At 61.6% G+C, this 25368-nt stretch carries 20 protein-coding genes; 8 read left to right on the top strand and 12 right to left on the bottom strand.

The annotated features are described in order from the left end of the window. Positions 1-48 precede the first annotated feature (48 nt). The gene (gene hydA / locus IMW75_RS12100; RefSeq protein ID WP_205892732.1) at positions 49-1488 is read right to left on the bottom strand and encodes a dihydropyrimidinase; all 1440 of its coding nucleotides are present in this window, start codon (positions 1486-1488) and stop codon (positions 49-51) included. A gap of 552 nt (positions 1489-2040) precedes the next feature. Between hydA and IMW75_RS12095 the strand changes: the two genes are divergently transcribed. Continuing rightward, positions 2041-3525, top strand: a complete 1485-nt coding sequence (locus IMW75_RS12095) for an NCS1 family nucleobase:cation symporter-1 (RefSeq protein ID WP_045060523.1) — start codon at positions 2041-2043, stop codon at positions 3523-3525. Positions 3526-3690: 165 nt separating this feature from the next. Continuing rightward, positions 3691-4974 carry a Zn-dependent hydrolase gene (locus IMW75_RS12090; RefSeq protein ID WP_205892731.1) on the top strand — a complete coding sequence of 428 codons (1284 nt, stop codon included), beginning with the start codon at positions 3691-3693 and terminating at the stop codon, positions 4972-4974. Between the two features lie 104 nt (positions 4975-5078). Here the strand turns inward: IMW75_RS12090 and IMW75_RS12085 are convergent, their stop codons facing one another. The 8 genes from IMW75_RS12085 to IMW75_RS12050 all read right to left on the bottom strand — a co-directional run bounded on the left by IMW75_RS12085 (position 5079) and on the right by IMW75_RS12050 (position 14421). Beyond that, on the bottom strand, positions 5079-6467 hold the full coding sequence (locus IMW75_RS12085; protein WP_205892730.1) for an amidohydrolase family protein: 1389 nt from the start codon (positions 6465-6467) through the stop codon (positions 5079-5081). Positions 6468-6479: 12 nt separating this feature from the next. Further along, entirely contained in the window at positions 6480-7835 is a 1356-nt protein-coding gene (locus IMW75_RS12080; protein ID WP_045060520.1) for a nucleobase:cation symporter-2 family protein, read from the bottom strand. 131 nt (positions 7836-7966) lie between these two features. Next, positions 7967-9004, bottom strand: coding sequence for a CobW family GTP-binding protein (locus IMW75_RS12075; protein ID WP_045060519.1), 1038 nt, complete (start codon positions 9002-9004; stop codon positions 7967-7969). 69 nt (positions 9005-9073) lie between these two features. Further along, entirely contained in the window at positions 9074-9721 is a 648-nt protein-coding gene (locus IMW75_RS12070; RefSeq protein WP_205892729.1) for a UbiX family flavin prenyltransferase, read from the bottom strand. Continuing rightward, positions 9718-11103, bottom strand: a complete 1386-nt coding sequence (locus IMW75_RS12065) for a UbiD family decarboxylase (protein WP_205892756.1) — start codon at positions 11101-11103, stop codon at positions 9718-9720. Before IMW75_RS12065 ends, IMW75_RS12070 begins: the two co-directional genes overlap by 4 nt. 255 nt (positions 11104-11358) lie before the next feature. After that, a complete protein-coding gene (locus IMW75_RS12060; protein WP_045060517.1) occupies positions 11359-12264 on the bottom strand; it encodes an amidohydrolase family protein in 906 nt (301 codons plus the stop codon). A 4-nt stretch (positions 12265-12268) separates the two neighbouring features. Then, positions 12269-13198, bottom strand: a complete 930-nt coding sequence (locus IMW75_RS12055; RefSeq protein WP_045060516.1) for an amidohydrolase family protein — start codon at positions 13196-13198, stop codon at positions 12269-12271. Positions 13199-13530: 332 nt separating this feature from the next. Next, a complete protein-coding gene (locus IMW75_RS12050; protein ID WP_205892728.1) occupies positions 13531-14421 on the bottom strand; it encodes a LysR substrate-binding domain-containing protein in 891 nt (296 codons plus the stop codon). Between the two features lie 118 nt (positions 14422-14539). Between IMW75_RS12050 and IMW75_RS12045 the strand changes: the two genes are divergently transcribed. The 5 genes from IMW75_RS12045 to IMW75_RS12025 all read left to right on the top strand — a co-directional run bounded on the left by IMW75_RS12045 (position 14540) and on the right by IMW75_RS12025 (position 20173). After that, entirely contained in the window at positions 14540-15004 is a 465-nt protein-coding gene (locus tag IMW75_RS12045; RefSeq protein WP_205892727.1) for a (2Fe-2S)-binding protein, read from the top strand. Continuing rightward, on the top strand, positions 15004-17190 hold the full coding sequence (locus IMW75_RS12040) for a xanthine dehydrogenase family protein molybdopterin-binding subunit (protein WP_205892726.1): 2187 nt from the start codon (positions 15004-15006) through the stop codon (positions 17188-17190). The genes IMW75_RS12045 and IMW75_RS12040 overlap by 1 nt, the downstream gene beginning before the upstream one ends. A gap of 6 nt (positions 17191-17196) precedes the next feature. Continuing rightward, positions 17197-18090, top strand: a complete 894-nt coding sequence (locus IMW75_RS12035) for a LysR substrate-binding domain-containing protein (protein WP_045061633.1) — start codon at positions 17197-17199, stop codon at positions 18088-18090. A 142-nt stretch (positions 18091-18232) separates the two neighbouring features. Then, complete coding sequence (locus tag IMW75_RS12030; RefSeq protein WP_205892725.1) at positions 18233-19729, top strand: helix-turn-helix transcriptional regulator; 1497 nt, start codon at positions 18233-18235, stop codon at positions 19727-19729. A gap of 195 nt (positions 19730-19924) precedes the next feature. After that, positions 19925-20173, top strand: coding sequence for a DUF1652 domain-containing protein (locus IMW75_RS12025; protein WP_045061631.1), 249 nt, complete (start codon positions 19925-19927; stop codon positions 20171-20173). A 424-nt stretch (positions 20174-20597) separates the two neighbouring features. Here the strand turns inward: IMW75_RS12025 and IMW75_RS12020 are convergent, their stop codons facing one another. From IMW75_RS12020 to IMW75_RS12010, 3 genes are all read right to left on the bottom strand, one after another. Then, positions 20598-21365 carry an SDR family oxidoreductase gene (locus tag IMW75_RS12020; RefSeq protein ID WP_045061630.1) on the bottom strand — a complete coding sequence of 256 codons (768 nt, stop codon included), beginning with the start codon at positions 21363-21365 and terminating at the stop codon, positions 20598-20600. Between the two features lie 44 nt (positions 21366-21409). Continuing rightward, positions 21410-22477, bottom strand: a complete 1068-nt coding sequence (locus IMW75_RS12015) for a phosphotransferase family protein (protein ID WP_045061629.1) — start codon at positions 22475-22477, stop codon at positions 21410-21412. Between the two features lie 143 nt (positions 22478-22620). Beyond that, a complete protein-coding gene (locus IMW75_RS12010; protein WP_045061628.1) occupies positions 22621-23586 on the bottom strand; it encodes a 2-hydroxyacid dehydrogenase in 966 nt (321 codons plus the stop codon). 494 nt (positions 23587-24080) lie between these two features. Here IMW75_RS12010 and IMW75_RS12005 point away from each other — a divergent pair, with 494 nt between their 5' ends. Further along, complete coding sequence (locus IMW75_RS12005; protein WP_205892755.1) at positions 24081-25361, top strand: serine/threonine transporter; 1281 nt, start codon at positions 24081-24083, stop codon at positions 25359-25361. The last annotated feature ends 7 nt before the right edge of the window (positions 25362-25368 follow it).

Here is a 25368-nt window from a genome sequence, read left to right as displayed (position 1 = left end):
GTTTTCTGTTGCGTCCGGGCTGGCCCGCAATGGCCGAAGGCCTGGATTTCAGCGCTTCACAGCAACTGGCTGATTCAACTCAGCCCGCTTGCTCAGCAGGTCAAACACCGCCGGATATGCCGGCCGCTCGACATACCGCCCTGCACCGCGTTCGGCCCGCAGGTCACCATCGGCCCAGACCACCCGGCCCTGGCTGATCGTATGGCTGGGCACACCGCGTACGGTCTTGCCTTCAAAGATATTGAAGTCGACCTGCTGGTGATGGGTGGCCGCGGAAATGGTCCGGGTACCTTGCGGATCCCACAGCACCAGGTCGGCATCGGCACCGACGCGAATGGCGCCTTTGCGCGGGTAGAGGTTGAAAATTTTCGCGGTGTTGGTCGAGGTCAGCGCCACGAACTGCTGCATCGAGAAACGCCCGGTGTTAACCCCCTCATCCCACAGCACGGCCATGCGGTCTTCGATACCGGCGGTGCCGTTGGGGATCTTGCTGAAGTCATCGCGCCCGGCCGCTTTCTGCTCGGCACAGAAGCAGCAATGGTCGGTGGCGGTGGTGTGCAGGTTGCCCGATTGCAGCCCGTGCCAGAGTGCCTCCTGATGCCCGCGCGGGCGGAAGGGCGGGCTCATGACGTAGCCGGCGGCAGTGTTCCAGTCCGGGTTCTGATAGACGCTGTCGTCCAGCAGCAAGTGCCCGGCGAGGACCTCGCCGTAGACCTGCTGGCCCTTGCTGCGGGCATAGGTGATTTCGTCGAGGGCTTCCTTGGTCGAGACATGCACCAGGTACAGCGGCGTGCCCAGGGTTTCGGCAATACGGATCGCCCGGCTGGCCGCTTCACCTTCCACCTGTGAAGGCCGCGACAGCGGGTGCGCTTCCGGCCCGGTGATGCCCTGGGCCATCAGCTTGCGTTGCAGGTGATACACCAGCTCGCCATTTTCCGCGTGTACGGTCGGCACGGCGCCCAGCTCCAGGCAGCGTTCGAAACTCGCCACCAGGGTATCGTCCGCCGCCATGATCGCGTTCTTGTAAGCCATGAAATGCTTGAAGCTATTGACCCCGTGCTGGCTGACCAACTCGGCCATTTCTTCGCGAACCTGCTCGCTCCACCAGGTGATGGCGACGTGGAAGCCGTAGTCCGCTGCCGATTTTTCTGCCCAGCCGCGCCATTGATGAAAGGCTTCCATCAGCGATTGCTGCGGGTTGGGAATCACGAAGTCGATAATCGAGGTGGTGCCACCGGCTAGCCCTGCCGCCGTGCCGCTGAAAAAATCTTCGCTGGCCACCGTGCCCATGAAGGGCAGTTGCATGTGAGTGTGCGGATCGATACCACCGGGCATCAGGTACTGGCCGCTGCCGTCGAGCACTTCGGCACCCGCCGGAACATCCAGTTGATCGCCGATGGCTTTGATTACGCCGTCGGCGCAATAGACGTCGGCGCGATAACTTTCATCGTGAGTTACAACGGTGGCGCCACGGATCAACAGAGACATTCCGAGTTCCTCGCAGGCAATGACCGACTGGTGCCGGTTCTAAATGTTTTATATGAACCAGACGCAAACAGGTGTATTCCTGTCAGCGCTGTCAGGAATAGAAACTAGTCCGAGTTTGAGGAATGAGCAAGATTATTTTTTATAAGCTAATGCCATTAATAAACTATTGATAAATAACGATTAAATATTGAAATCACCAATTTGGTTCAGGCTTTCACCATTTTGACGCACTTGACAGGATGCCAAAATAGACGAGATTTCTTATGTGAAATCAGCTGCTTGAGAAGCGTCTATGGTTAACGCGCAAAGCCGGGAAAAAAGTTTGATGCACCAGTTTGAGTCCTGACGGTTCGGACAACTTTGCCTGGTCGTCGCCCTGAGCGCCGGGCAGTGTCCCGAGGACCGTTTGTTTATATAAATAAACATGATGAGTTTCAGAGAGTTAACGCTTTTTAATGGATCTGCCCGATGCGCAAGCGGGGCAATCGGCATGTTTATTGATGTCGCCAGCCCCTGATGAGCAAGATAATCAAAAATAACAGTGGAGCGGCCATGCAACAGATCAGATCGCAAGTGACCGAGCGCAACGGCTTGTATGAGCTGGAAGCCGGCACCGACGTCCTCGACAGTCCCCGTTACAACCACGACATGGCACCGACCAAGGTGCGCGAACGAACCTGGAACAAGTGGCACATCACGGCATTGTGGGTCGGCATGTCGATCTGCGTGCCGACCTACACCCTCGGTGGCGTGCTCACTGCCTATTTCGGCCTGAGTGTCGGCGAGGCGCTGCTGGCGATTCTGTTTGCCAACATCATTGTGCTGATCCCGCTGACGTTGAACGCGTTTCCCGGCACCAAGTACGGCATCCCTTTTCCAGTGTTGCTGCGTTCCTCTTTTGGCATTCTCGGCTCCAACATTCCCTGCCTGATTCGGGCGCTGGTGGCCTGTGGCTGGTTCGGTATCCAGACCATGTTCGGCGGGTTGGCGATTCACCTGTTCCTCGGTTCGGTGTTCGAGGGCTGGAAGTCCCTGGGCGGCACCGGGGAGGTGATCGGTTTCATGGTGTTCTGGGCCCTGAACCTGTGGGTAGTGATCCGCGGTGCCGAGTCGATCAAGTGGCTCGAGACGCTGTCTGCACCCTTGCTGGTGCTGGTTGGGGTGGGACTGCTGGTGTGGGCGATGCCCAACGTGTCGATGACCGAGCTAATGGCGATCCCGGCCAAGCGTCCGGAAGGGGCGAGCGTTGTCAGTTACTTCGCCGCCGGGCTCACCGCAATGGTCGGTTTCTGGGCGACCTTGTCCCTGAACATTCCGGATTTCAGCCGTTATGCCAAGAGCCAGAAGGACCAGATAGTCGGGCAGATTATCGGCCTGCCACTGACCATGTTCCTGTTTGCCGCCCTGGGTGTGGTGATGACCGCCGCCTCGGTCAAGCTGGTGGGGGTGACCGTGTCCGATCCGGTAACGTTGATTGGTCATATCCAGAGCCCGGTGTGGGTCGCCCTGGCCATGGCACTGATCATTATCGCGACGCTGTCGACCAACACTGCGGCGAATATCGTGTCGCCGACCAACGATTTCCAGAACATTGCGCCAAAGGTCATCAACCGCACCAAGGCGGTGTTGCTGACCGGGGTGGTCGGGCTGGTGCTGATGGCCCATGAATTGTTGAAGAAGCTTGGCTTGATCGTTTCCGACGTCAGCCTGGAGACGGTGTATTCCAACTGGTTGCTCGGTTATTCGAGTTTGCTGGGGCCGATTGCCGGGATCATGGTGGTGGATTATTTCCTGATCAGGAAACAGCAGCTGGACCTGGCAGGGCTGTACCGCGATGACGTGTACCCGGCCTGGAACTGGTTCGGTTTTATCGCCTTCGGCGTGCCGGTGGCGCTGACCTTGCTGTCGTTGGGCAGCGATGCGTTCAGCTGGTTTTACAGTTATGGCTGGTTTACCGGTTCGGCCTTGGGCGGGTTGATTTATTACGGGTTGTGTTCACTGCGACCTGACCCGTCTGTTGCGAAATCTGCGGTGTAAGTGCCGGCCTCATCGCGGGCAGCCCGGCTCCCACAGGAGTGGTGTCAGACGCAACTAACGGGGACACCACAATCCTTTGGGAGCCGGGCTTGCCCGCGATGACGGCAGTGAGAGCACCGGAAAAAATCTGAATAATCCAATAACAAGTCGCCTGAGGAGATCAACATGAACGCTGCTGTAGACGTTCTGCAGTCCACCCATCAGCACATCAACCGCGATCGCCTGTGGCAGTCGCTCATGGAACTGGCCAAGCTTGGCGCCACGGTCAAAGGCGGTGTCTGTCGCCTGGCCCTGACCGACCTCGATCGTCAGGCTCGGGATATCTTTGTCAGGTGGTGCGAAGAGGCGGGCTGCACCGTCAGCATCGACGCGGTCGGCAATATTTTCGCCCGCCGTCCCGGGCGCAATCCGGACCTGCCTCCCGTGATGACCGGCAGCCACATCGACACCCAGCCCACCGGTGGCAAGTTCGATGGCTGCTTTGGCGTGCTGGCCGGCGTCGAGGTACTGCGCACGCTCAACGATCTGGGCGTGGAAACCGAGGCCCCGCTGGAGGTGGTGGTCTGGACCAACGAAGAGGGCTCGCGTTTTGCGCCGTGCATGATGGGCTCGGGGGTCTTCGCGGAAAAATTCACGCTGGAGGAAACCCTGGCCAAAGTCGATGTCGACGGCGTCACCGTGGGCGAGGCACTCAATGCCATCGGCTACGCCGGCACTCGCAAGGTCAGCGGCCATGCGGTCGGTGCCTATTTTGAAGCGCACATCGAGCAAGGCCCGATTCTTGAGGATGAGCGCAAGACTATCGGCGTGGTCATGGGGGCTCTCGGGCAGAAGTGGTTCGACCTGAAACTGCGCGGAGTCGAAGCCCATGCCGGCCCGACGCCAATGCACTTGCGCAAGGACGCCCTGGTCGGCGCCTCCATCATCGTGGGTGCGGTCAATCGTGCCGCCCTGGGTCATCAACCTCACGCCTGCGGCACGGTCGGGTGCCTGCAAGCCTACCCCGGCTCGCGCAATGTCATTCCCGGCGAAGTGCGCATGACCCTGGACTTCCGGCACCTGGAACCGGCTCGCCTGGATTCGATGATTGCCGAAGTTCGCCAGGTGATTGAAGCCACCTGCGAGCAACATGGCCTGACCTACGAACTGACGCCCACGGCGGATTTCCCGCCGCTGTATTTCGAGCAAGGTTGTGTCGACGCGGTGCGCAATGCGGCGCAGGGGCTGGGTCTGTCGCACATGGACATCGTCAGTGGCGCGGGGCATGACGCGATCTTCCTCGCCGAACTGGGGCCGGCGGGGATGATCTTCGTGCCGTGCGAAGGCGGTATTAGCCACAACGAGATCGAAAACGCGGCGCCGGATGACCTGGCGGCGGGGTGTGCGGTGTTGTTGCGGGCAATGCTGGCGGCTTCGGCGGCGATTGCAGGGGGGCAACTGGCGGCTTGAATGATGAGGTCCCCGTAGGAGCTGCCGCAGGCTGCGATCTTTTGGCTGCGTCGAAAGCGGCGCGAGATCAAAAGATCGCAGCCTGCGGCAGCTCCTACCGGGGGCTAGTCGTCGACGTGCATCAGTTGCTGCACGCCTTCCCAGGCTTCGGCGCGCATGCGCTCCAGGTCGAGCCCCGGGATCACGCCGTCATCGACCACCACCCGGCCACCCACCAGGCTGTAGCGCACGGCGATCGGTTCGCCCGCGACCACCGGTGCTACCGCCAGGTCGTGGAAGCCGAAAAAGCGCGGGTGATCCAGGCCGTAGATCACCAGGTCCGCTGCCTGTCCGATCTCCAGTGTGCCCACCGCACCGAGGCCCAATACCTGAGCGCCGCCGGCCGTGCCCCAGTGAATCACGTCTTCGGCGGTGGTGGCGCCCGCGCCTTGTTCCGCCCGGTGAATCAGCCAGGCGGTATGCGCTTCACCGACCATGCTTCCGGACTCGTTCGACGCCACCCCATCCACGCCCAGTGATATCGGCACGCCGGCCTCGGCCATCTGTGGCACTGGCGCGATACCGCTACCCAGTCGGGCGTTGCTCACCGGGCAGTGGGAAACACCGGTGCCCGTCTGCGCGAGCATGCAAATTTCCCCTGGTTGCAGGTGCACCGCGTGGGCGAACCAGACATCCGGGCCGAGCCACTCGTGCTCAGCGACGAATTCGACCGGCAGGCAATTGTATTTCTCGCGGCAGAAATTGACGTAGTTCTGCGTCTCCGACAGGTGCGTATGCAGGCGCAGGCCAAGGCCACGAGCCGTGTGAGCCAGCTCCCGCAGCAGGGTGGGCGGCAGCGAGAAAGTGGGCGTGGTCGGCGCCACCACGACCCGGCGCATGGCGTCCGGAATGTCCTGGTGATAGCGCGATTTCAAGCGCTCGATGTCGCCGACCATTTGCTCCAGCGACTCCGGCTGCAGCGCGGTTTTTGAAAAGCCGGGGTGTGCACTTGCCGACTCCAGGGCACCCCCTCGGCACAGCACGAAGCGCAAGCCGAATTCGTCCGCCGTGTCGAACAGCAGGTCACCGGTCTCGGTCGTGCCGTGGGCGTGGTACAGGTAGTGATGGTCGGCGCAGGTCGTCACCCCCGACAGCAGCAACTCGGCCATACCTAGCCGCGCGGCAATGCGCGACAGCTGCGGGGTGAAGCGGTTGAGGCGCGGGTAGGGCACGCTGGCGAGCCAGCCTTGCAGGTCCTGGTTCAACCCTTCGGGCACGGCTTTGAGCAGGTTCTGGAACAGGTGATGGTGGGTGTTGATCCAGCCTGGATACACCAGGCAATGACGGGCGTCGATCACCCGCTCCCCGGGTTGCGCCTGCAGGCCGGCGGCCATTTCGGCGATGCGCCCGTTGACCACGCGGATGTCGACGCTGCCGGCCCGGGCGCGTTCGCCGCGCAGGCCGGTCATCACCTCCAGCGGGTTTTTGATCAGGATGTTTTGAAGTTGAGTCATGGGCTTCTCCGGTCAAAGGCTATGGGAGGCGGGTTTGCTGGCGGCGCTGTCTGGCGCGCTGACGCCATTGAGGGCGGCGTTAAGCAGCACTGACACCAGGCAGGCGATCACCACGCTGCTGTGCAGGAACGGCTGGCTCCACTCGGGCAATTGCTTGAACAGCGCCGGGGCCAGCACCGGCACCAGGGCGGCGGCGATGGTGAAACCGACGATCAGCACGTTGTAGCGATTACGCTCGTAGTCGACCTTGGCCAGGGTCTGGATGCCGGCGGCCGCGACCACGCCAAACATTGCGATCCCGGCACCACCCAGGGCTGCGGTCGGCATTGAGGCGATGATTGCCCCGGCCTTGGGCACCAGGGCCACGGTGCACATGAGCAATCCGCTGATCGCCACTACCCAGCGACTGCGCACGCCCGTGAGGATCACCAGGCCGACGTTCTCCATGAAGGCAATGAACGGGAAGGCGGCGAACATGCCGGCAATGGTGCTCGCCAGGCCGTTGGCCCGCAGGCCGTTGATCACCTGTTTTTCTTCCACCGGCTTGTCGACGATGTCGCCAATCGCGACGAACAGCCCCATGGACTCGACCATCTGCACAATCATCACCACCACCATGGTCGCGATCGGGATCAGGCTGAAGGTCGGCAGGCCGAAGTAGAACGGGTAGGGCACCGTGAGCCAGGGCGAATCGCCGACGCTGCTGAAGCTGCCCATACCCAGCCCGTACGCCAGCCCCGCGCCCACCAGCATGCCCACCAGCACCGCCATGTTGCGCAGCATCGGGCTGCCGTATCGGTTGACCAGCAGGATGGTCAACAGCACCACGGCGGCGACAGCCAGGTACGCCGGCGCGCCAAAATCGCTGGCGTGACGCCCGCCACCGACCCACTCGTAGGCAATCGGGAACAGCTGCAGGCCGATCACGGTGACGATGCAGCCGGTGACCACTGGCGGGAAATAGCGCCGCAGTCGGCCGACGAAGGGCGCGACCAGCATGGTAAAAATCCCTGCGCCGATCACCGCTCCGCAAACCCCGGCAAACCCCACCTCCGGGTTGCTGCCAATGGCGATCACCGGGCCGACGCTGCTGAAGGCCACGCCCTGCAGAATTGGCAGGCGTACGCCGAATTTCCAGAAGCCCACGGTTTGCAACAGCGTGGCGATGCCCGAGCAGAACAACGTGGTGCTGATCAACACCACGGTATCGGCCTGGGACATTTTCAAGGCGCTGGCGACAATCAACGGCACGGCGATGGCGCCGATGTACGAGACGGCCATGTGTTGCAGGCCGAGGGTGAGCATTTGGCGCACAGGTAGAACCTGGTCGACCGGGTGGATGGTTGAAGGGGGAGTGGCTGACGACATGGGAATCACCTCTTGCTGTTTTATGCTGTAGAGAGGGGTATTCGTGCTGATGCCTGATACCTGTGGGCTACCAGAGGTGTCAGGCATCTGTATGCCCGGAGCCGCCATCCACCGGCTCCGATGCCGCTGCTTCAGCCTGCCAGGCAGGCGGCAAAGCCCTGGTTCAGCGCCGCGCGGTCCAGGTCGCGGCCGATGAACACGATCTTGCTGGAGCGCGGTTCAGTGCCCCACAAGGTTGATGCGCGAAACTCCACCAGGCTGTGAACGCCTTGCAGTACATAGCGCTGGTCCTGGTCCTGCACCGCCAGTACGCCTTTCATGCGGTACAGGTTGTCGGCCTGAGCGGTGCGCAGTTCGCTGATCCAGCGGTGAAACGCGCCGAGGTTCACCGCGCCGTCCACGGCAATGCCTACCGACGAGACACTGGGGTCGTGGTCATGATCCGGCTCGTGATGATGTTCGTGGCCGTGATGGTCATGTTCGGCGCCGATTTCCATGAGTTTTTGCGTGGACTCGAAGGCGCCGATGCCGAGGATTTTCGTCAGGTCGATTTCGGCATAGCTGGAGGTCACCAGGTCCGCAGTCGCGTTCAAGCCACGAATTTTTTCGCTCAGGGCGTGCACCTCGGCGCTGCTCACCAAGTCGACTTTGTTGATCACGATCCGGTCGGCGCAGACGATCTGGTCCACCGCCTGGTTGTCGACGCCATCGAGTTGCAGGTCTTCCAGATGCTGGGCGATGTGCTTGGCGTCAACCATGGTCACGATCGCATCCAGTTCCACTTCATCGGCGATGGGATCGTTGATGAAAAAGCTCTGTGCCACCGGGTACGGATCGGCCAGGCCACTGGTTTCGATCAGGATGTGGTCGAGGCGTACCGGGCGCGCCACCAGTTCGCGAACGATGCGCACCAGGTCTTCGCGGACCTCGGCGGTGCAGCACACACACCCGTTGACCATCTCGTAGATTTCCTCGGTCTCGGAACTGAGGACCAGGTCGCCGTCGATCCCGACCTCACCGAATTCGTTCTCGATCACCGCGATTTTGCGTCCGTGGTTTTCCTTGAGGATGTAGTTCAGCAGGGTGGTTTTGCCGGCGCCGAGAAAGCCGGTGAGGATGGTCACCGGGATCTTGCGGTTCGGGGTCGGGGCGTTGAATGGGCTGTTCATGTGATGCTCCTTTGGAACCAATGGGTCGGGGTGCAGTGTGTAAGCGAGCCTGCTCGCGATGGCGCTGGATCAGCCGATCCCGATGCTGGCTGTTGCGGCCTCATCGCGAACAGGCTCGCTCCCACAGGTTTTGCTTTTCAATGAATGAAGGTCCGGTTCGCCCCAGCGCAACGCGGTGCCGGCGTCGAGGCCGAACAGGTCGAGGACCCGACCCAGGCTGTGATCGACCATTTGCGCAAGGCTTTGCGGGCGGGCGTAAAAGGCCGGGACGGGTGGGGCGATGATCCCGCCCATTTCGGTGACGGCGGTCATGTTGCGCAGGTGCGCCAGGGTCAACGGCGTTTCCCGGGCCATCAGCACCAGGGTGCGGCGCTCCTTCAAGGTCACATCGGCCGCGCGGCCGATCAGGCCTGCGGAGGTGCCGGTGGCGATTTCCGCCAGGGTGCGCATGGAACAGGGCGCCACCACCATGCCCAGGCAACGAAACGAGCCACTGGCGATGCCCGCCGCGACGTCGTCTGCGCGGTGGTAGTGACTGGCCAGGGCGATCACGTCCGCCAGTTTGTAGCCGGTTTCATGGGCCATGGTCAGCAACGCGGCCCGGCTGATGACCAGGTGCGTTTCGATGTCGAGCCTGGCCAGCAACTCCAGCAGGCGCACGCCGTAGATAAACCCGGACGCGCCGCTGATACCGACCACCAGGCGCTGGCGATTCATGACCGATAACCCTGCAGCAGGCTGCGCGCGCGCTCCAGGGCGGCCTGGTCGAGTTGTGCCTTGATGCCGTCAAACCCTGCGCCGCGGGTGGCGTCCAGGCCCATGCGCGAGGTGGTGCCGTTGACCGAGGACGAAGGGTCCAGGGGGCTGCCGGGCAAGCCGTCGATCACGAAGATGTCCTGATGCGGCTGGAAGTGCGTGGCCAAGGCCCAGAGCACCTGGCTGTCGTCGTTGATATCGATGTCACTGTCCACCGCGATCACCGATTTCAGGTAAGGGTCCCAGCCCAGCAGCGCCAGCATGATCTGCCGCGCCTCACCGTCGCGGCTCTGGTCCAGGGCCACGTAACAATGGAAATGCGTACCGGAATTGGGGTAGTGCACGGCGGTGACGGCGGGAAAGCGTGCCTTGAGCTTTTCGCTCATTTCCGCTTCCCGGGGCAGCCGTGCCAGGGTCAGGTGTTCGGCATAACGCCCGCCGACCACGTCCACCAGCCAGGCATCCTTGCGGCGCATCAGGGTGTCGACGCGCAGCACGTTATTGGTCGAACGGTCCGAGGAATAACCGCTGAACTCGCCAAACGGACCTTCTTCGGCATAGGCCGTCGGGTCGATCGCACCTTCGAGCACGAATTCGGCGAACGCCGGCACGCCGATGCCGTAGCGTGGGGTCTTGACCAGCTCCAGCGGGGCGCCGAACAGGCCGCCGGCCACTGCCCGCTCATCACTGCCAAAAGGTAACCTTGCGGCGGCGGCGAGCATGAACAGCGGATGGGCGCCGACGACCATGGCCACGCGCAACTCTTCCCCGCGTTCCCTGGCAGTTTGCAGCATGCGCCACAGGTGACCCCGTGAGTGCAGGCTGGTGGCGAGGGTTTGCCGGGCATGGCGCATGGAGCGGTGATAGCTCATGTTGGCGATGCCGGTCAGCGGATCCTCGGCAATGATGATCGCGTTGGTGATGTAGGGGCCGCGGTCGCTGTCGAAGTGCTTGAGCATCGGCAACAAGGCCAGGTCCACGGCCTCGCCTTCGAAAATTTCGTCCAGCACCGGGCCGGTTTCAACGTAGCGCGGTGCGATGGGCTGGTTGGCGCGGGCCTGGAACGTCTCGTGCAGTTGCGCCGCGGTGACGCCGAAGATCCTTGCGATCCGGCTGCGGGAGGCGAACAGGTTGGTGGCTACGGGCACGCCGAGGTTGCCGACCTGTTCGCAGATCAACAGCGGATCGCGGCCCTGGCTGGCGAGGGCGTCGACCAGGGCGGTGACGTCCTGGTCGGCACTCAGGGGTTCGTGGATGGTCAGCACATCGTCCGGGTACAACCGGCGATAGGCGTCGATGAAAACGTGGAAATCCTGGGTATCGCCAAGCGTCGAAACGGTCATGGTTTCACTTCGTAAAAAAGCAGGCGCGCAGGGTTGAGGGCGACGTTCGATCGACAAGCCGTTGGCCCGCGGGTCGATCGAACGCCGGTTCATCTTCGCGCCTGTAAAGTCGCTGTACCGCAATGTTGTGGATTGGTGCAGAACCTGTGGGAGCTAGCCTGCTGGCGATACCGGTGGGCCAGTCGACATTGATTTTGACGGTGCTGCCGCCATCGCCAGCAGGCTGGCTCCCACAGGGTTCTGTGTGATGCCGATCTACAAATAAGTCGTGGTCAGGCGGATGTCCGCCTCGATCAGGTCCTTGGGTGGCGGCGTCGGTTCGATGCCGCACAGCCGGGCGATGTTGTTGCCCAGGTAGTCCTCCAGATGATCCTCATCGATGCCCAGGCCTTGCGGCGCAGGCGAGCACAACACTTCGAGTTCGCGTAGCCACATGCCCGGTTCGTTGGGTGGCGAGTCAGTGCCGAACACGATTTTGTTGCGCGGCAGGTCCTTGGCGAACTCGACGATCCGCGACTGGAAGCACCAGCCGGATTCGCAGTACACGTTCGGTGTGTCCATCGCCATCCAGAACGCTTCGAACGAGTAGTTGCCGCCGGTCTGGATGCCGAAGTGACCGATGATGAAGTTGACCATCGGGAACTCGCGGATGATCGGGTAGAACATCGTCGGGATGGTGTACGGGCCGTCGCCGGTGTGGATCAGCACCACGATGTTGTACTTGGCGCAGACCTTCATCGCCGGGCGCAGCCAGTCCAGTGCGCGATCGGGGCGATAGCCGTGCATGTTGGCGTGCAATTTCAGCATCTTGAAGCCGTATTCCTTGATGTGGAATTCCAGCTCCGCGGCGCCGTTTTCCGGTCCCCAGCGCGGGTTGAAGTTGAAGTTGCCGATGAAGCGGTCCGGGTACTTCACACAGAGTTCGGCAATGTACGACATGTAGTCGCGCACGCCTTCGCGGCCCCGGCGGTTACCGTCGCGATAGCCAGTGTTGCCCGGTGGCGGCTGGATGAAACCCATGTCGATGCGGCGAGGTTTGCCGTTGATCATGTAGGGGCCGTCCATCAGCTTGAGCATGCGCTCGCCGGTGAAGGGTTCGCCCGTGTGGCGCCAGGCCTCGTCGACCAGGTTGGTGGGGTGCAGATGGGTGTCGATGATCATCGATTCAGCTCCTGGCCAGTTGGGTGGTGACGGGGCGCTTGAGTTGCGCCTCGGCTTCGGACACGGAACGCGGCGGCGCAGTCGGCTCGAGGCCGATCATCCGTGCGGTGTTGTTGCCCAGGTAGTCTTCGAGGGTGTCCTCGTCGAGGTTCAGGCCCTGCGGCGGCTCGTGGCACAGCACTTCCAGCAGGCGCAGCCACATGCCCGGCTCGTTGGGGGGTGTGTCGGTGCCGAAGAGGATTTTGTGGGTGGGCAGCACCTTGGCGAATTCGACGATCCGCGATTGCAGGCACCAGCCTGATTCGCAGTAGACGTTGGGCAGTTCCATGGCCCATTGCATGGGTTCGAACACGTAGACGCCACCGGTCTGCACGCCGAAGTGCGCCATGATGAAATCGACGTTGGGAAACTCCTTGATCATCGGCACCCATTCCGACGGGATGCTGTAGGGGCCATCACCGGTGTGCAGCTTGACCGGGATGCCGAGTTCGGCGCATTTCTCGAAGGCCGGACGCACCCAGTCCAAGGCGCGGTCCGGGCGATAGGCATGCATGTTGGCCTGCATTTGCACCATCTTGAACCCGTGTTCCTTGACGTAGCGTTCGATCGCCTCGACGCCGTTCTGCACTCCGCAACGCGGGTTGTAGACAAAGCAGCCAATGAAACGATCAGGGTAGGTCTGGACCATCTTCAGGGTGTAGGCCATGTAAGCGTCGATGGACTCGCGACCTGTCAGGTCGCCGTCGGTCCAGGTGTAGATGGTGTTGCCCTGGGGGGGCTGGATGAAGGCTTTGTCGATGCGGCGAGGTTTGCCGTTGACCATGTACGGGCCATCCATCATCTCCAGCAGACGCTCGCCGGTGAACGGGTCACCGTCATGCCTCCAGGCGAGGTCCACCAGATCGGTGGGATAGCAGCTGATATCGATGATCATTGAAGTCGATCTCCTGATAGCGGAAAGGGAACCTTGCGGTTCGCTAGCAGCCACGTCCGGGCAATCGGCCATTTCTATGCGCAGCAGGCTGCGCATTCCCTCGCCTGGTCGCATCCGGCTCGGGACGCTGGCTGCTTGGGGAGGAGTATTGGAAGGGGGGGCAGGGTTCGTACAATATTAATTGGGCGGGGAGGTGATATGCGTTCGATATGGTTTCGTATTGACTGGGCGGGCCTCATCGCTGGCAAGCCAGCTCCCACAGGTTTTTGTGTTGTCAGAAAGACTGGGTCAACACTTTGATCCCTGTGGGAGCTGGCTTGCCAGCGATGGCGTCAGGATTCTGTACGCAAGGCCAGCTGCTTGATCACCTCAACCACCGGCGCCACGCGCTCGGCTTGCCCCGGCGGCCACACCGCATACAGGTTGTAATGCGCCGGGATCTGCGCGGTGTTCAGTTCAACCAAGCGCCCCGCGCGCAACGCATCTGCTGCCAACAGCCCACGCACCAATCCCGCACCGACCCCCGCTTCAGCCGCCGCAATCAGGTTCGCCGCATTATCGAAAATAACCCGCGCGGCCGGCTCGGTGGGGGTTAATCCCGCGGCATCCAGCCACGGAATCCACGACCGACGCGTGTAGCCCAGCAACGGCAATTGCAACACCTGCGCCGGCGTCATCGGCAGCTGCAGACCGTGCCGCTCAAGCAGTCCGGGGGAGGCCACCGCCATGACCCGGTCACCGCAGATCTGCGTCATCTCGCAGTCTTCCCAGTCGCCATAGCCATAACGCAATGCCAGGTCCACCCGCTCGAACGAAGTGCGATCCGAGCGTGGCACCGACAGCATCACGACTTCATGCCCGGGCAGTAAATCCAGAAGCTCGGGCAAGCGTGGGTTGAGCCAGCTCTGCGCCAGTTCGCTGTCGACATCGAGCGTCAGCCGCTGCGCCACGCTGCGGTTCTTCACTGAGGACAGCGCGCGGTCGATTTGTGCCAGGCCGTCAGAGAGCACGCTGGCGAACAACTGGCCGGCATCGGTCAGCTTGCTGCCACCGCCTTCGCGCACGAACAACGGCTGGCCGATGAAGTCTTCCAGGGCACGGATCTGCTGGCTGATGGCGCTGTGGGTCAAGTCGAGCTTGCGCGCAGCGCTGGAAAAACTGCCGCTGCGCGCAGCCTGGATGAATGCGCTCATGGACTGTACCGACGGGTATCGTTTGTACATGCTGTTAGTCCTACTTACACAGGGTGGCAGAAATCGTCGCTGGCCCGATTGGCCTGCGGTTACCACTATTCGATCACCAGGCCCGCACAAAGGCGGGCCGCTCTTTTGGAGCCTGACAATGATCGAATTCACGGTAAACGGCGAACGACACGAGCTGGTAGAGACTGCGCCCTCCATGCCCTTGTTATGGGTGTTGCGTGACCACTTGAAACTCACCGGCACAAAGTTCGGCTGCGGCATGGGGCTGTGCGGAGCCTGCACGGTGCACCTGGACGGGGTCGCAGTGCGTTCCTGCCAGTTACCGGTGGCGGCGGTGGCGGGGCACCGCATCACAACCATCGAAGGTTTGTCGCCCACCGGGCAGCATCCGCTGCAACTGGCCTGGGTTGCCGAAGATGTCCCGCAATGCGGCTACTGTCAATCCGGCCAGATCATGTCGGCGGCGGCGCTGCTCATCACCGGGGCGGCGGTCACCGATGAGTCGATCCGCGATGCGATGTCCGGCAACCTGTGCCGCTGCGGCACGTACGGGCGCATCAATAAGGCGATCAAGCGCGCAGCCGATGCGCCGAAGGAGGCGTGATGACGAGCAACCGGATCGAGCTGCCACGCCGGCAGTTTCTCAAGCACAGCGCCACCGTTGCTGCGGGTTTGGCTGTTGCCTTCTACCTGCCCGCCGGCATCAGCGCCAGCGACCCGAAAGCGCCGGCGCCTGCCACTGTCTTTGAGCCGAATGCCTGGGTGCGGGTATTGCCCGATGGCACGGTCAAACTGGTGGTGCACAAACACGATTCCGGCACCGGCACCCACACCGCACTGGCCGCGTGCGTGGCGGAGGAGCTGGACGTCAACCCGATGACCGTGCAGGTCATCTCGCCGGAAAACCCCTTCTTCGAAACCTATATCCACCCGGTGTGGAAAGTCTATTCCACCGGGGGCAGCACCAGTGTGTCGCTGGAATATGATCGCCTGCGCATGGCGGGCGCCACCGCGCGGGCGTTGTTGATCGCGGCAGCGGCAAGGCAGTGGCAGGTCAGCCCTGACAGCTGGGTGGTTCACAGCACCAGCCAGCGCAGCCTGGGTTATGGCGAACTGGTGAGTGTGGCCGCGCACTTGCCGGCGCCCACAGCCGTCAAGCTCAAGGACCCCGCGCAGTTCAAGTACATCGGCAAATTGCGCCATAAACGCGATGCGGCGGCGAAGGTCTGCGGACGTTTCAAGTACAGCATCGATGTGCAATTGCCCGACCTGTTGGTGGCGGTGATCCTGCGCACCCCGGTGGTGGGGGCGAAAGTCTTGAAGGTGGATAGCACAGCAGCATTGCAGGTCCCGGGTGTGCGCAAGGTGATCGCGGTACCGGGCCGTCCCGACGTGCTCGGCGGCAATCAGGAAGGTGTCGCAGTATTGGCCGACACTTACTGGGCCGCGCAGCAGGGGCGGGCGCTGCTGGTGGTGCAATGGAGCGAGTCGCCCCTCGCCGGGTTCGACAGCGATCAGCTGGCCACAGCCCAGGCGGCGGCGCTGGCTGATAAAACCGCGCTGCGGGTCACGGCGATGCAGGCGGGTGATGTCAACGCTCAATGGCCAGGCGCGGCCCGGCTGCTGGAAGCTGATTACCGCATGCCCTACAAAGTCCAGAACCCTCTGGAACCGATCTGCATCACCGCCCAGGTCAAGGACCACGCCATCACCTATTGGGGCGGCGTACAGGTGCCGTCTTCGGCATTGGAGGCGGCGCACGTGGTGTGCCGTATCGCCAAGGACAACGTCACCATCAATGAGATGGTCTCCGGTGGCAGTTTCGGCGCACGGGAGGCCAATTACTGGCTGTTCGAAGTGGCGTACCTGGCGCAACAGGCCAAGGTCCCGGTGAAGCTGATGAACAGCCGTGAAGATGAAATGCGCTCGCTGTTCATGCACCCGGCCACGTTGCACAGGGCCAAAGGCGCACTCGACGCCCAGGGCCGCCTGACGGCCTTGCGCCTTGAAGCCGTGTCGCCGGCCTCGCCGGAGCAGTGGGAGCCGGGCTATTTTGAACGGCCTGACCGCATGGACTACAGCACCACCGAAGCGCTCACCGCGTGGGACTTTGCGTATCGCCCGGCGAACCTGGACCTGGTCTGGGTCAAACACGAAAGCCAGGTGCCGAGCGGCTGGTATCGCTCGGTGAGCTTCATCCCCAACGTGTTCGCCGTGGAAAGCTTCATGGACGAGCTTGCGCAGGGTGCCGCAGAGGATCCCCTGGCCTTTCGGCTGGCCCACATGCACGAGCGGCCGCGTCATGTCGCGGTGCTCAAAAGTGCCGCCGAGCGTGCGGGCTGGGGCCAGCCGCTACCGGAAGGCACGGCCCTGGGGATTGCCACCAATCAGGGTTACACCAGCTTTATCGCCGTGGTGGCGCGGGTGGCCAGAAAGGACGGAGTGATTCGCGTGGAGAAGCTCACGTGCGTGGTGGATTGCGGCCTGGCCGTGTCGCCTGGCGGCGTCGAGGAACAAATCTACGGCGGCCTGATGTGGGGCCTTGGTCACGCCCTGTTCGACCGCATGGACATCAAGCAGGGCCAGGTGGTGCAGAGCAACTTCCATGATTACCGGGTGCCGCGCATGTCCGACATGCCGCAGGTAGACATCCTGGTGCTCGACGGCGAACCGGGTAAACCAGGGGGCGTCGGTGAGCTGGGCAGCCCGTCGGTGGCCCCGGCCATTGCCAACGCGCTGTTCAGCCTGACGGGCGTGCGTCAGCGCTCGACACCACTGACCCTTGGGTAAACCGCCATGGACCTGCGCTTGTTGCGGTACTTCATGGCCTTGGCCGAAGAGCTGCATTTCGGTCGGGCCGCGTCGCGGTTGCACATCTGTCAGCCACCACTGAGCCAGCAGATACGCCTGCTTGAGGAAGAGCTTGGTACGCCGCTGTTCGAGCGCAGCCACCATCGGGTCGAACTGACGGCGGCGGGGCAGATGCTCAAGGAGCAGGCGCCCCTGGTGTTCGAACAACTGAACCGCGCGCTGGACCTGACCCGCCAGACCGGTCGCGGCCAGTTGGGCGAGCTGGAGATTGGCATGATCAGCTCGGTGATGGTCGGCGTGCTGCCGCGGGCCCTGCACCTTTTTCGCGAGCGCTATCCGCAGGTCAACTGGCGGTTGCACGAGATGACTCCGGCGGCTCAGGTCAAGGCCTTGAAGGAAAAGCGTATTGACGCCTGCGTGTTTCGGGTCGGCTACGACGATCCGGGCCTGCGTAACGAACTGCTGATTTATGAACCGATCCGGGTGGTCATGCCGGTGGACCATCCATTGGCGCAACGCGAAGTGCTGGCGCCCGCCGACCTCGCGGCAGAACCTTTCGTGGCACTGGAACTCAAGCAATCGAGGTTTGCCGATTTTCTCTTCCAGTGTTGTATCAAGGCTGGATTCACCCCGCAGATCCGCCAACAGGTGATCGAGGTACAGACCCTGCTCAGCCTGGTCCGCGCAGGATTCGGTGTGGCCTTGCTGCCAGCCTCGATCGAACAGCTGGCGCCCGCCGGGCTGGTGTTCCGTCGGTTGAGCCCGGCACTGCCCGAGGTGCCGCTGTACGCCACCTACCGCGCCGATGATGAATCGCCGGTGCTCAAGCTGTTCCTTGATACGTTGCGCGAGTTGGTCGTCGAAGGTGCGCCCCGTTAGACGCTCCCACAGCCTTGCACCCACAGAATTCGGCATCGGCTACAGGGCCGTGTACAAGACTTATTCGCACTTACGCAAATGGTTGCGGTCGACATCTTCACAGAGCACCACGGGTTGGTGCGGATATATCAGTGGAGATCCAATGAGCCAGGACGTCCTGACCACCGAAACCAATCGCCGCCATCTCCAGCAGATCATCGCTGGCCTGTCCGACGGGGTGATTTTGCTGGAGCTAGACCAGACCATCATCTGGGCGAACGAAGCTGCACTGTCCATGCATGGCGTCGAGCAACTGGGTGACCTGGGTGCCAATGCCCAGGAATACGCCAAGCGCTTCGCCCTGCGTTATCGCAACAACCACCCGGTAGTGTTCGACAATTATCCGATCAGCCGCGTGGGCCGTGGCGAGACCTTCAGTGACGTGCTGGTCGAGGTGACCCGCACCGATGATGAGGAGCGTACCTGGGTGCACAACGTGCGCAGCCGGGTTCTGACCAACAGTCGCGGCGATCCCGAGTCGCTGGTGCTGATCATGGACGATGTCACCGAATGGGCCAGCGCCGAACAGCGCTTCGAAAGGACCTTCAACGCCAACCCCGCGCCGGCGGTGATCTGTCGCCTGAGCGATCTGCGCTATATCAAGGTCAATGCCGGTTTCCTGGAAATGACCGGCTATACCCGGGATCAGGTGATCGGTGCATCGACCTACGAGCTGGACATTCTCGAAGGGGCCGAGCGCAGGGAGCTGGCCATCGAGCGCCTGCGCGAGCACGCCACCATTCCGCAAATGCAGGCCGAGCTGACATTGCCCGAGGGCGGCAGCAAGCAGGTGATAGTGGCTGGCCAGCCATTGGCGTTCAACGAGGAAGACTGCATGCTGTTTTCCTTCGTCGACATTGAGCCCCGACACAAGGCCGAGGTTGCGTTGCGCCAGAGCGAGGAGCGATTTGCCAAGGCGTTTCGCCTGTCGCCGGTGCCGATCCTGGTGTGCGGGGCTGCCGATCAGGTGGTGATGGATGTCAACGAAGCGTTCCTCGATACCTTTGCCTATCCGAGTGAAGAAGTGCTGGGCAAAACGGTTGCCGAGATCGGTTTCTTTCATGACAAGGGGGCCCAGACTCGTCTGTTCGCCGCCCTGGAAAAAACTGCAAGGCTGGACCGCATCGACGTCGGCCTGCGCAAGAAAACGGCTGAATTGCTCGACTGCGCCATCTCGGCCGACACTGTGAATATCCAGGACCATCCGTCTTACCTGCTGGTGATGATGGACATCACCGAACGCAAGCGCACCGAGCTGGAACTGGTGGCGGCGATCGAGGAAGTGATGAAGGACGCTTCCTGGTTCAGCCGGACGCTGATTGAAAAGCTCGCCAACGTGAAGAGCGTCAATTCACCGAAACTGCCCAGCGTGTCATTAGCCGAGCTGACGGCGCGCGAACGCGATGTGCTGGGGTTGATCTGTGAGGGCCTGGCCGACAAGGAGATTGCGGCGCGATTGAAGCTGGCACCCAACACGGTGCGTAACCATGTGTCGACCATCTATTCCAAACTCGATGTCCACAGCCGCAGCGAGGCCATCGTGTGGGCACGGGAGCGTGGATTGTTCTCGGGGGAATGGCGCACCAAGGGGCAGCGTTAGGGGTGCAAATGCACTAGGTGATGGGGTGCAATTGGATGTGTCTGGCGACTCTTCCTGTTCGTAATCTGAGAGGGTGCGATACAGGTGCTGGAAAGACCTGTGGTGCCCCAACGGTACATCTCAAGGAACAGCAACATTGATAGCGAAAACATCGACATATCGATCCATTTTGCGCCAGTGCCAAGGTGAATCCCTATGATTTCTCTCGTGCAATTGCGTACCCAACTGGAGCAGAGCTTCCCTCCGCTGGCCTGTGACTGCAGCCTGACGGGCGACAGCTCGCTCACGGTGAAGCTCTATCATCCGACTTCAGGTCAGGTCGACCTGGTGGTCAGCGGGTTGAGCGTCGTCAATCTGCGAACACCTGATGCGGTCGCCGCGCTGGTCGAAGAATTGCGTTATGAACTCGAGAGTAACAACTTGCGCCAATTAGGCCCTTTATAGTCCAGAGTGGCCATTTACTGGCGTTGGCGGCAGGCTAGGCTATAAGAAATGCGAAGGTATTATTTTCTGTAGCCAGCGCGCGGCTTCGCGATGTTGTCGTCAGGTTGCCGAAAGTGTCGATAACTTACCGCAGGTCAGCCTATGAAAAGTCTTGGGAAACGCGTTTTTTCGCCGCTGTCGCTTGCCCTTTGCGCACTGATCCTCGGCGGCTGCGCCAGTCCGCCTCCGCCGCCACCCCCACCGGCACCACCACCTCTGGAACGTACCTGCGAAATGATCGAAAGCACTGATGTCCAGGGCGACGTGCGTGGGGAGAGCGGGCAAGTTACGCGAGTGACCGAGCTGACCCGGTGCGTCACCCAATAGGTTTTTCAATCGATATTGGTTTAACGCATACCCCCTAAGGGGTGTGCGTCAACTCAGATCAGGAGAGGAACCCGCCATCCACATTCAGCGACACACCCGTGGTGTAGCTGGACGCGTCACTCGCCAGATAAAGCACCGCCCCGGCCATTTCACTGGGGTCTGCTACTCGCTTGAGCGGGATCTGCTGCAGTGCAGTCTTGAGGATTGCATCGTTTTTCACCAGCGCCGAAGCAAACTTGGTGTCCGTCAGCCCAGGCAGCAGGGCGTTGCAACGGATGCCGAACTGCGCGCATTCCTTGGCAAACACCTTGGTCATGTTGATCACGGCAGCTTTGGTCACCGAGTAGATGCCCTGGAACACTCCCGGGGAAATACCGTTGATCGATGCCACGTTGATGATGCTGCCACCGCCGTTCTCGCGCATCAGCTTGCCGGCTTCCACGGACATGAAGAAGTAGCCGCGGATGTTCACGTCCACGGTTTTCTGGAACGCCCCGAGGTCGGTGTCCAGCACGTTGCAGAACTGCGGGTTGGTCGCGGCGTTGTTGACCAGGATATCGAGACGGCCGAACTGTTCCTTGATGCCGGCGAAGACCTGGCTGATCTGTTCCATTTCGCCAATGTGACAGGCGATCGCCGTGGCTTTGCCACCCGCAGCGATGATGGCGTCGGCAACGTGCTGGCAGCCTTCGAGTTTGCGACTCGAAACAATGACATGGGCGCCTTGTTGGGCCAGGAGTTTGGCAATGGCTTCACCAATGCCACGGCTGGCGCCGGAGACGAAGGCGATTTTGCCGTCGAGGTCGAACAACTGGGTCTTGGACATGGAATTCCCTTAATGAAGAGTCTTGTTATTGGGCCAGGGCGGATTCAGAGGCTGGATTTGGCAATGACCTGCAGGCTCATCTGCTCCAGCAGTTTGTTCATGTGAATGAACTGCGCAAAGCGTTTGTCCTGGGTCTGGCCATGGAAGAAGCGGTAGTAGATCTGCTGCACGATCCCGGCCAGGCGGAACAGGCCGTAGGTGTAGTAGAAATCGAAGTTGTCGATCTGCAGGCCGGCACGCTCGGCATAGTAGTCGACGAATTCACGGCGAGTGAGCATGCCTGGAGCATGGCTCGGCTGGCGGCGCATCAGTTGCACCGGCGGCGGGTCGCCGGCTTCTATCCAATAGGCCAGGGTGTTGCCCAGGTCCATCAGTGGGTCGCCGAGGGTGGTGAGCTCCCAATCGAGCACGCCGATGATCTGCATCGGATTGCCGGGGTCGAGAATCACATTGTCGAAGCGGTAATCGTTGTGCACGATGCTTGAGGTAGGGTGATCGGCGGGCATCTTGTCGTTGAGCCAGGCCTTCACCGCTTCCCATTTCGGTGCATCCGGGGTCAGGGCCTTCTCATAGCGATCGCTCCAGCCGCGAATCTGCCGCGCCACATAGCCTTCGGGTTTGCCCAGGTCGCCCAGGCCACAGGCCTGGTAGTCGACCCTGTGCAGCTCGACAAACTTGTCGATGAAGCTCTTGCACAGGGCCTCGGTCCTGGCTGAATCCAGCCCCAGCTCTGCAGGCAGCTCGGAGCGCAGGATAATGCCCTTGACCCGCTCCATCACATAGAACTCGGCGCCTATCACCGATTCGTCGGTGCAGTGCACGTAGGCCTTGGGGCAATAGGGAAAACCGTCGCGCAGTTGATTGAGGATGCGAAACTCGCGCCCCATGTCGTGGGCGGACTTGGCCTTGTGACCGAACGGCGGGCGCCGCAGGACGAACTCCTGCCCAGGGTATTCCAGCAGATAAGTGAGGTTGGAGGCGCCACCGGGGAACTGGCTGATGGTGGGCAGGCCACTCAATCCGGGAATGTGGGCTTTGAGGTAAGGATCGATCAGGCTGGCATCGAGTTCTTCGCCGCTGCGAATAGGTGTGGATTGGTCAGTAAGCGCCATGCTTATCCCTTCTGCTTATTCTGGAGGCCTGAAACTATTGGCTAATCTAATGCGCACTCCTGGCACCCACAACCACGAACATCCCTTATAGGTGAGCGTGTTGCCGGCCAATCATTGTTTTTGATACACCTGTTTGAATTATCTCAGAGCACCGCACTGCTCAGATCGCTGGGCAGGTTGACGGGCGTCAGTACCGGTTCACCGGAAAAGAATGCCACCAGGTTGCGCCCGACCATCTCCACGGTACCCTGGGTCGCTTCCGGAGACAGCCCGGCAACGTGCGGGGTGAGGATCACGTTGGCCAGGGACTTGAGTGCATCGGGGACCCGGGGCTCGGCGTCGAATACGTCCAGCGCCGCGCCAGCGATCCTGCGTTGCTCAAGCGCGCTGATGAGGTCGGCAGTCACGACCACACTGGCCCTGGCGATGTTGACGATAAAACCGCTGGGCCCCAAGGCATCTAGCACCTGGCGGTTGATCAGGTGCCGGGTACCCACCCCACCGGGCGTTGCGACGATCAGAAAGTCCGAGGCCCGGGCCAGCTCGGTCGGAGTCGAGCAAAAATCGTAGGGGACATCCTTGCGGTTCTGCCGGTTGTGGTAGCAGATCGTCATGTCGAAGCCATTGGACGCGCGCTTGGCGATGGCCATGCCGACTGCACCCAGGCCGAGGATACCCAGGCGTTTGCCCGCCAGCGACGGGCGCATGATCTTCGGCCACTCACCCCGGCGCACGGCGGCGTCGCAGCGGGGAATGTCGCGCACCAGCGACAGCAGCATTGCCATGGCATGGTCGGCCACCGACGACGCATTCACCCCGGCACCGTTGGTGACGGTGATGCCCCGGTCAGCGGCAGCGTGCAGGTCGACGTGTTCGTAACCGGCGCCGATCACGCAGATGATCTTGAGGGCGGGCAGGGCGCTGATCTCTTCGGCGTACAAGCCAAGCGGCCCGCGGGTCAGCACCGCATCGATCCGGTCACCATGACGGGCGATGGCAGCAGCCCGTTCGTTGGGGGTCGGTGCCAGAATCAGGTGAAAGCCCTGGTGTTCGAGAATCGGCAGGTAGTCATTGATGGTTTCGACCAGTACCAGAACGGTTGCGGGCATTGCGCGACTCCTGTGATCGGCGACTAGGTGGACAGCGCAAATGGGTCAAAAATGCTGATTCCCTGACAGTCTGGCAATCGTTGTCATTTGCGCAGTAGTGCTTTGATTCTGGACGGGTTCACGCAAGAAGCAAGGTCGGTGGCACGCCGGCTATCCAGTGTGCCACCAGGATACTGGGCGGCGCGCGCTCTGGTGTGTTCGGCCTGTGCAATCGGCTTGAAATCATAGATTGGGGATGAGCCGAATTAACTCCAGCGCATCGCTACGCAGCGACATATCTGAAAGCGACAGATAAGCCAGCTGATAACGACAGCTTTTGTGCTGATAACGACAAGTCGACGATCTGCCACGCACGACCATTCCTCAGCTAAGTCTTTGCTTCTGCTCAGTTATCGCGGAGAATCGCGCCCCTGTTTCGGCCGGACATGTCTGTCGGTTTTTTCCGACGCGTCCTGACCGAGTGGCAAGTGACCGGAATGCGGAGATCCGACCGGATGAATGATCAGGCCAATAGCGTCGACGAACGCTATGTAGCGACGAAACCCACCAGCCTCGAAGGCTGGAATCGCCATGACACCACCTGGATGTTGGGGCTGTTTGGCACGGCCATCGGCGCCGGCACGCTGTTCCTGCCGATCAATGCGGGTCTGGGCGGCTTTTGGCCGCTGATGATTCTTGCGCTGTTGGCGTTCCCCATGACGTTCTACGCGCACCGCGGCCTGACCCGGTTCGTGCTGTCCGGGCGCGAAGGCGCCGACATCACCGAAGTGGTTGAAGAACATTTCGGGATCAAGGCCGGCGCGCTGATCACCTTGCTGTACTTCTTCGCGATCTTCCCGATCCTGCTGATCTACAGCGTGGCGCTGACCAACACCGTGGGCAGTTTCCTCGAGCATCAACTGCACATCATGCCGCCACCGCGCGCGGTACTGTCGCTGGTGCTGATTCTGGGCCTGCTGGCGGTGGTGCGTTGCGGCGAACAGGTGATCGTCAAGGCCATGAGCCTGATGGTCTATCCGTTTATCGTCGCGCTGTTGTTCCTGGCGGTGTTCCTGATTCCCCACTGGAATGGTGGCATCCTCGCTACCGCGACCACAGTGCCGGCACCTTCGGCGTTACTGCATACGCTGTGGCTGGCGATTCCGGTGATGGTGTTCTCATTCAACCACTCGCCGATCATCTCGGCCTTCGCGGTGGATCAGAAGCGTCGCTACGGTGAACATGCCGAAGAGCGCAGCTCGCAGATCCTGTCCCGCGCCCACGCTTTGATGGTGGTGATGGTGCTGTTCTTCGTCTTCAGCTGTGTGCTGACACTGTCGCCGGCGCAGCTGGCGGAAGCCAAGGCGCAGAACCTGTCGATCCTGTCGTACCTGGCCAACCATTTCAGCAACCCGACCATTGCCTTTGCTGCGCCACTGATTGCCTTCGTGGCGATTTCCAAGTCGTTCCTGGGGCACTACATCGGCGCCAGTGAAGGGCTCAAGGGGCTGGTCGTCAAGAGCGGCAAGCGTCCGGCAGCCAAGACCCTGGACCGCATGACGGCGGCCTTCATGCTGGTGGTTTGCTGGATCGTGGCGACGCTGAACCCGAGTATCCTGGGGATGATCGAAACCCTGGGCGGACCGATCATTGCGGCGATTCTGTTCCTGATGCCGATGTACGCGATTCGCAAGGTACCGGCCATGGCGCGGTATCGCGGGCAGGCATCGAACGTGTTCGTGACGGCGGTGGGTCTGGTGGCGATATCGGCGCTGATCTATTCGCTGAGTGCCTGACAAGCAA

This window comes from Pseudomonas gregormendelii, from assembly GCF_017114825.1.
Classification (GTDB): domain Bacteria; phylum Pseudomonadota; class Gammaproteobacteria; order Pseudomonadales; family Pseudomonadaceae; genus Aquipseudomonas; species Aquipseudomonas gregormendelii.
Note: the sequence above shows the minus strand (reverse complement) of the source record. Positions and strands in the feature narration are given on the sequence as shown.

Bases quoted from the DNA above. Each gene is read 5' to 3' on its own strand.
- IMW75_RS12095 (WP_045060523.1), top strand. From the start codon at position 2,041: ATGCAACAGATCAGATCGCAAGTGACCGAGCGCAACGGCTTGTATGAG.
- IMW75_RS12090 (WP_205892731.1), top strand. From the start codon at position 3,691: ATGAACGCTGCTGTAGACGTTCTGCAGTCCACCCATCAGCACATCAAC.
- IMW75_RS12060 (WP_045060517.1), bottom strand. From the start codon at position 12,264: ATGATCATCGACACCCATCTGCACCCCACCAACCTGGTCGACGAGGCC.
- IMW75_RS12055 (WP_045060516.1), bottom strand. From the start codon at position 13,198: ATGATCATCGATATCAGCTGCTATCCCACCGATCTGGTGGACCTCGCC.
- IMW75_RS12075 (WP_045060519.1), bottom strand. From the start codon at position 9,004: ATGAACAGCCCATTCAACGCCCCGACCCCGAACCGCAAGATCCCGGTG.
- IMW75_RS12070 (WP_205892729.1), bottom strand. From the start codon at position 9,721: ATGAATCGCCAGCGCCTGGTGGTCGGTATCAGCGGCGCGTCCGGGTTT.
- IMW75_RS12010 (WP_045061628.1), bottom strand. From the start codon at position 23,586: ATGCCCGCAACCGTTCTGGTACTGGTCGAAACCATCAATGACTACCTG.
- IMW75_RS12020 (WP_045061630.1), bottom strand. From the start codon at position 21,365: ATGTCCAAGACCCAGTTGTTCGACCTCGACGGCAAAATCGCCTTCGTC.
- hydA (WP_205892732.1), bottom strand. From the start codon at position 1,488: ATGTCTCTGTTGATCCGTGGCGCCACCGTTGTAACTCACGATGAAAGT.
- IMW75_RS12040 (WP_205892726.1), top strand. From the start codon at position 15,004: ATGACGAGCAACCGGATCGAGCTGCCACGCCGGCAGTTTCTCAAGCAC.
- IMW75_RS12080 (WP_045060520.1), bottom strand. From the start codon at position 7,835: ATGTCGTCAGCCACTCCCCCTTCAACCATCCACCCGGTCGACCAGGTT.
- IMW75_RS12065 (WP_205892756.1), bottom strand. From the start codon at position 11,103: ATGACCGTTTCGACGCTTGGCGATACCCAGGATTTCCACGTTTTCATC.
- IMW75_RS12025 (WP_045061631.1), top strand. From the start codon at position 19,925: ATGATTTCTCTCGTGCAATTGCGTACCCAACTGGAGCAGAGCTTCCCT.
- IMW75_RS12085 (WP_205892730.1), bottom strand. From the start codon at position 6,467: ATGACTCAACTTCAAAACATCCTGATCAAAAACCCGCTGGAGGTGATG.
- IMW75_RS12050 (WP_205892728.1), bottom strand. From the start codon at position 14,421: ATGTACAAACGATACCCGTCGGTACAGTCCATGAGCGCATTCATCCAG.
- IMW75_RS12005 (WP_205892755.1), top strand. From the start codon at position 24,081: ATGAATGATCAGGCCAATAGCGTCGACGAACGCTATGTAGCGACGAAA.
- IMW75_RS12045 (WP_205892727.1), top strand. From the start codon at position 14,540: ATGATCGAATTCACGGTAAACGGCGAACGACACGAGCTGGTAGAGACT.
- IMW75_RS12030 (WP_205892725.1), top strand. From the start codon at position 18,233: ATGAGCCAGGACGTCCTGACCACCGAAACCAATCGCCGCCATCTCCAG.
- IMW75_RS12035 (WP_045061633.1), top strand. From the start codon at position 17,197: ATGGACCTGCGCTTGTTGCGGTACTTCATGGCCTTGGCCGAAGAGCTG.
- IMW75_RS12015 (WP_045061629.1), bottom strand. From the start codon at position 22,477: ATGGCGCTTACTGACCAATCCACACCTATTCGCAGCGGCGAAGAACTC.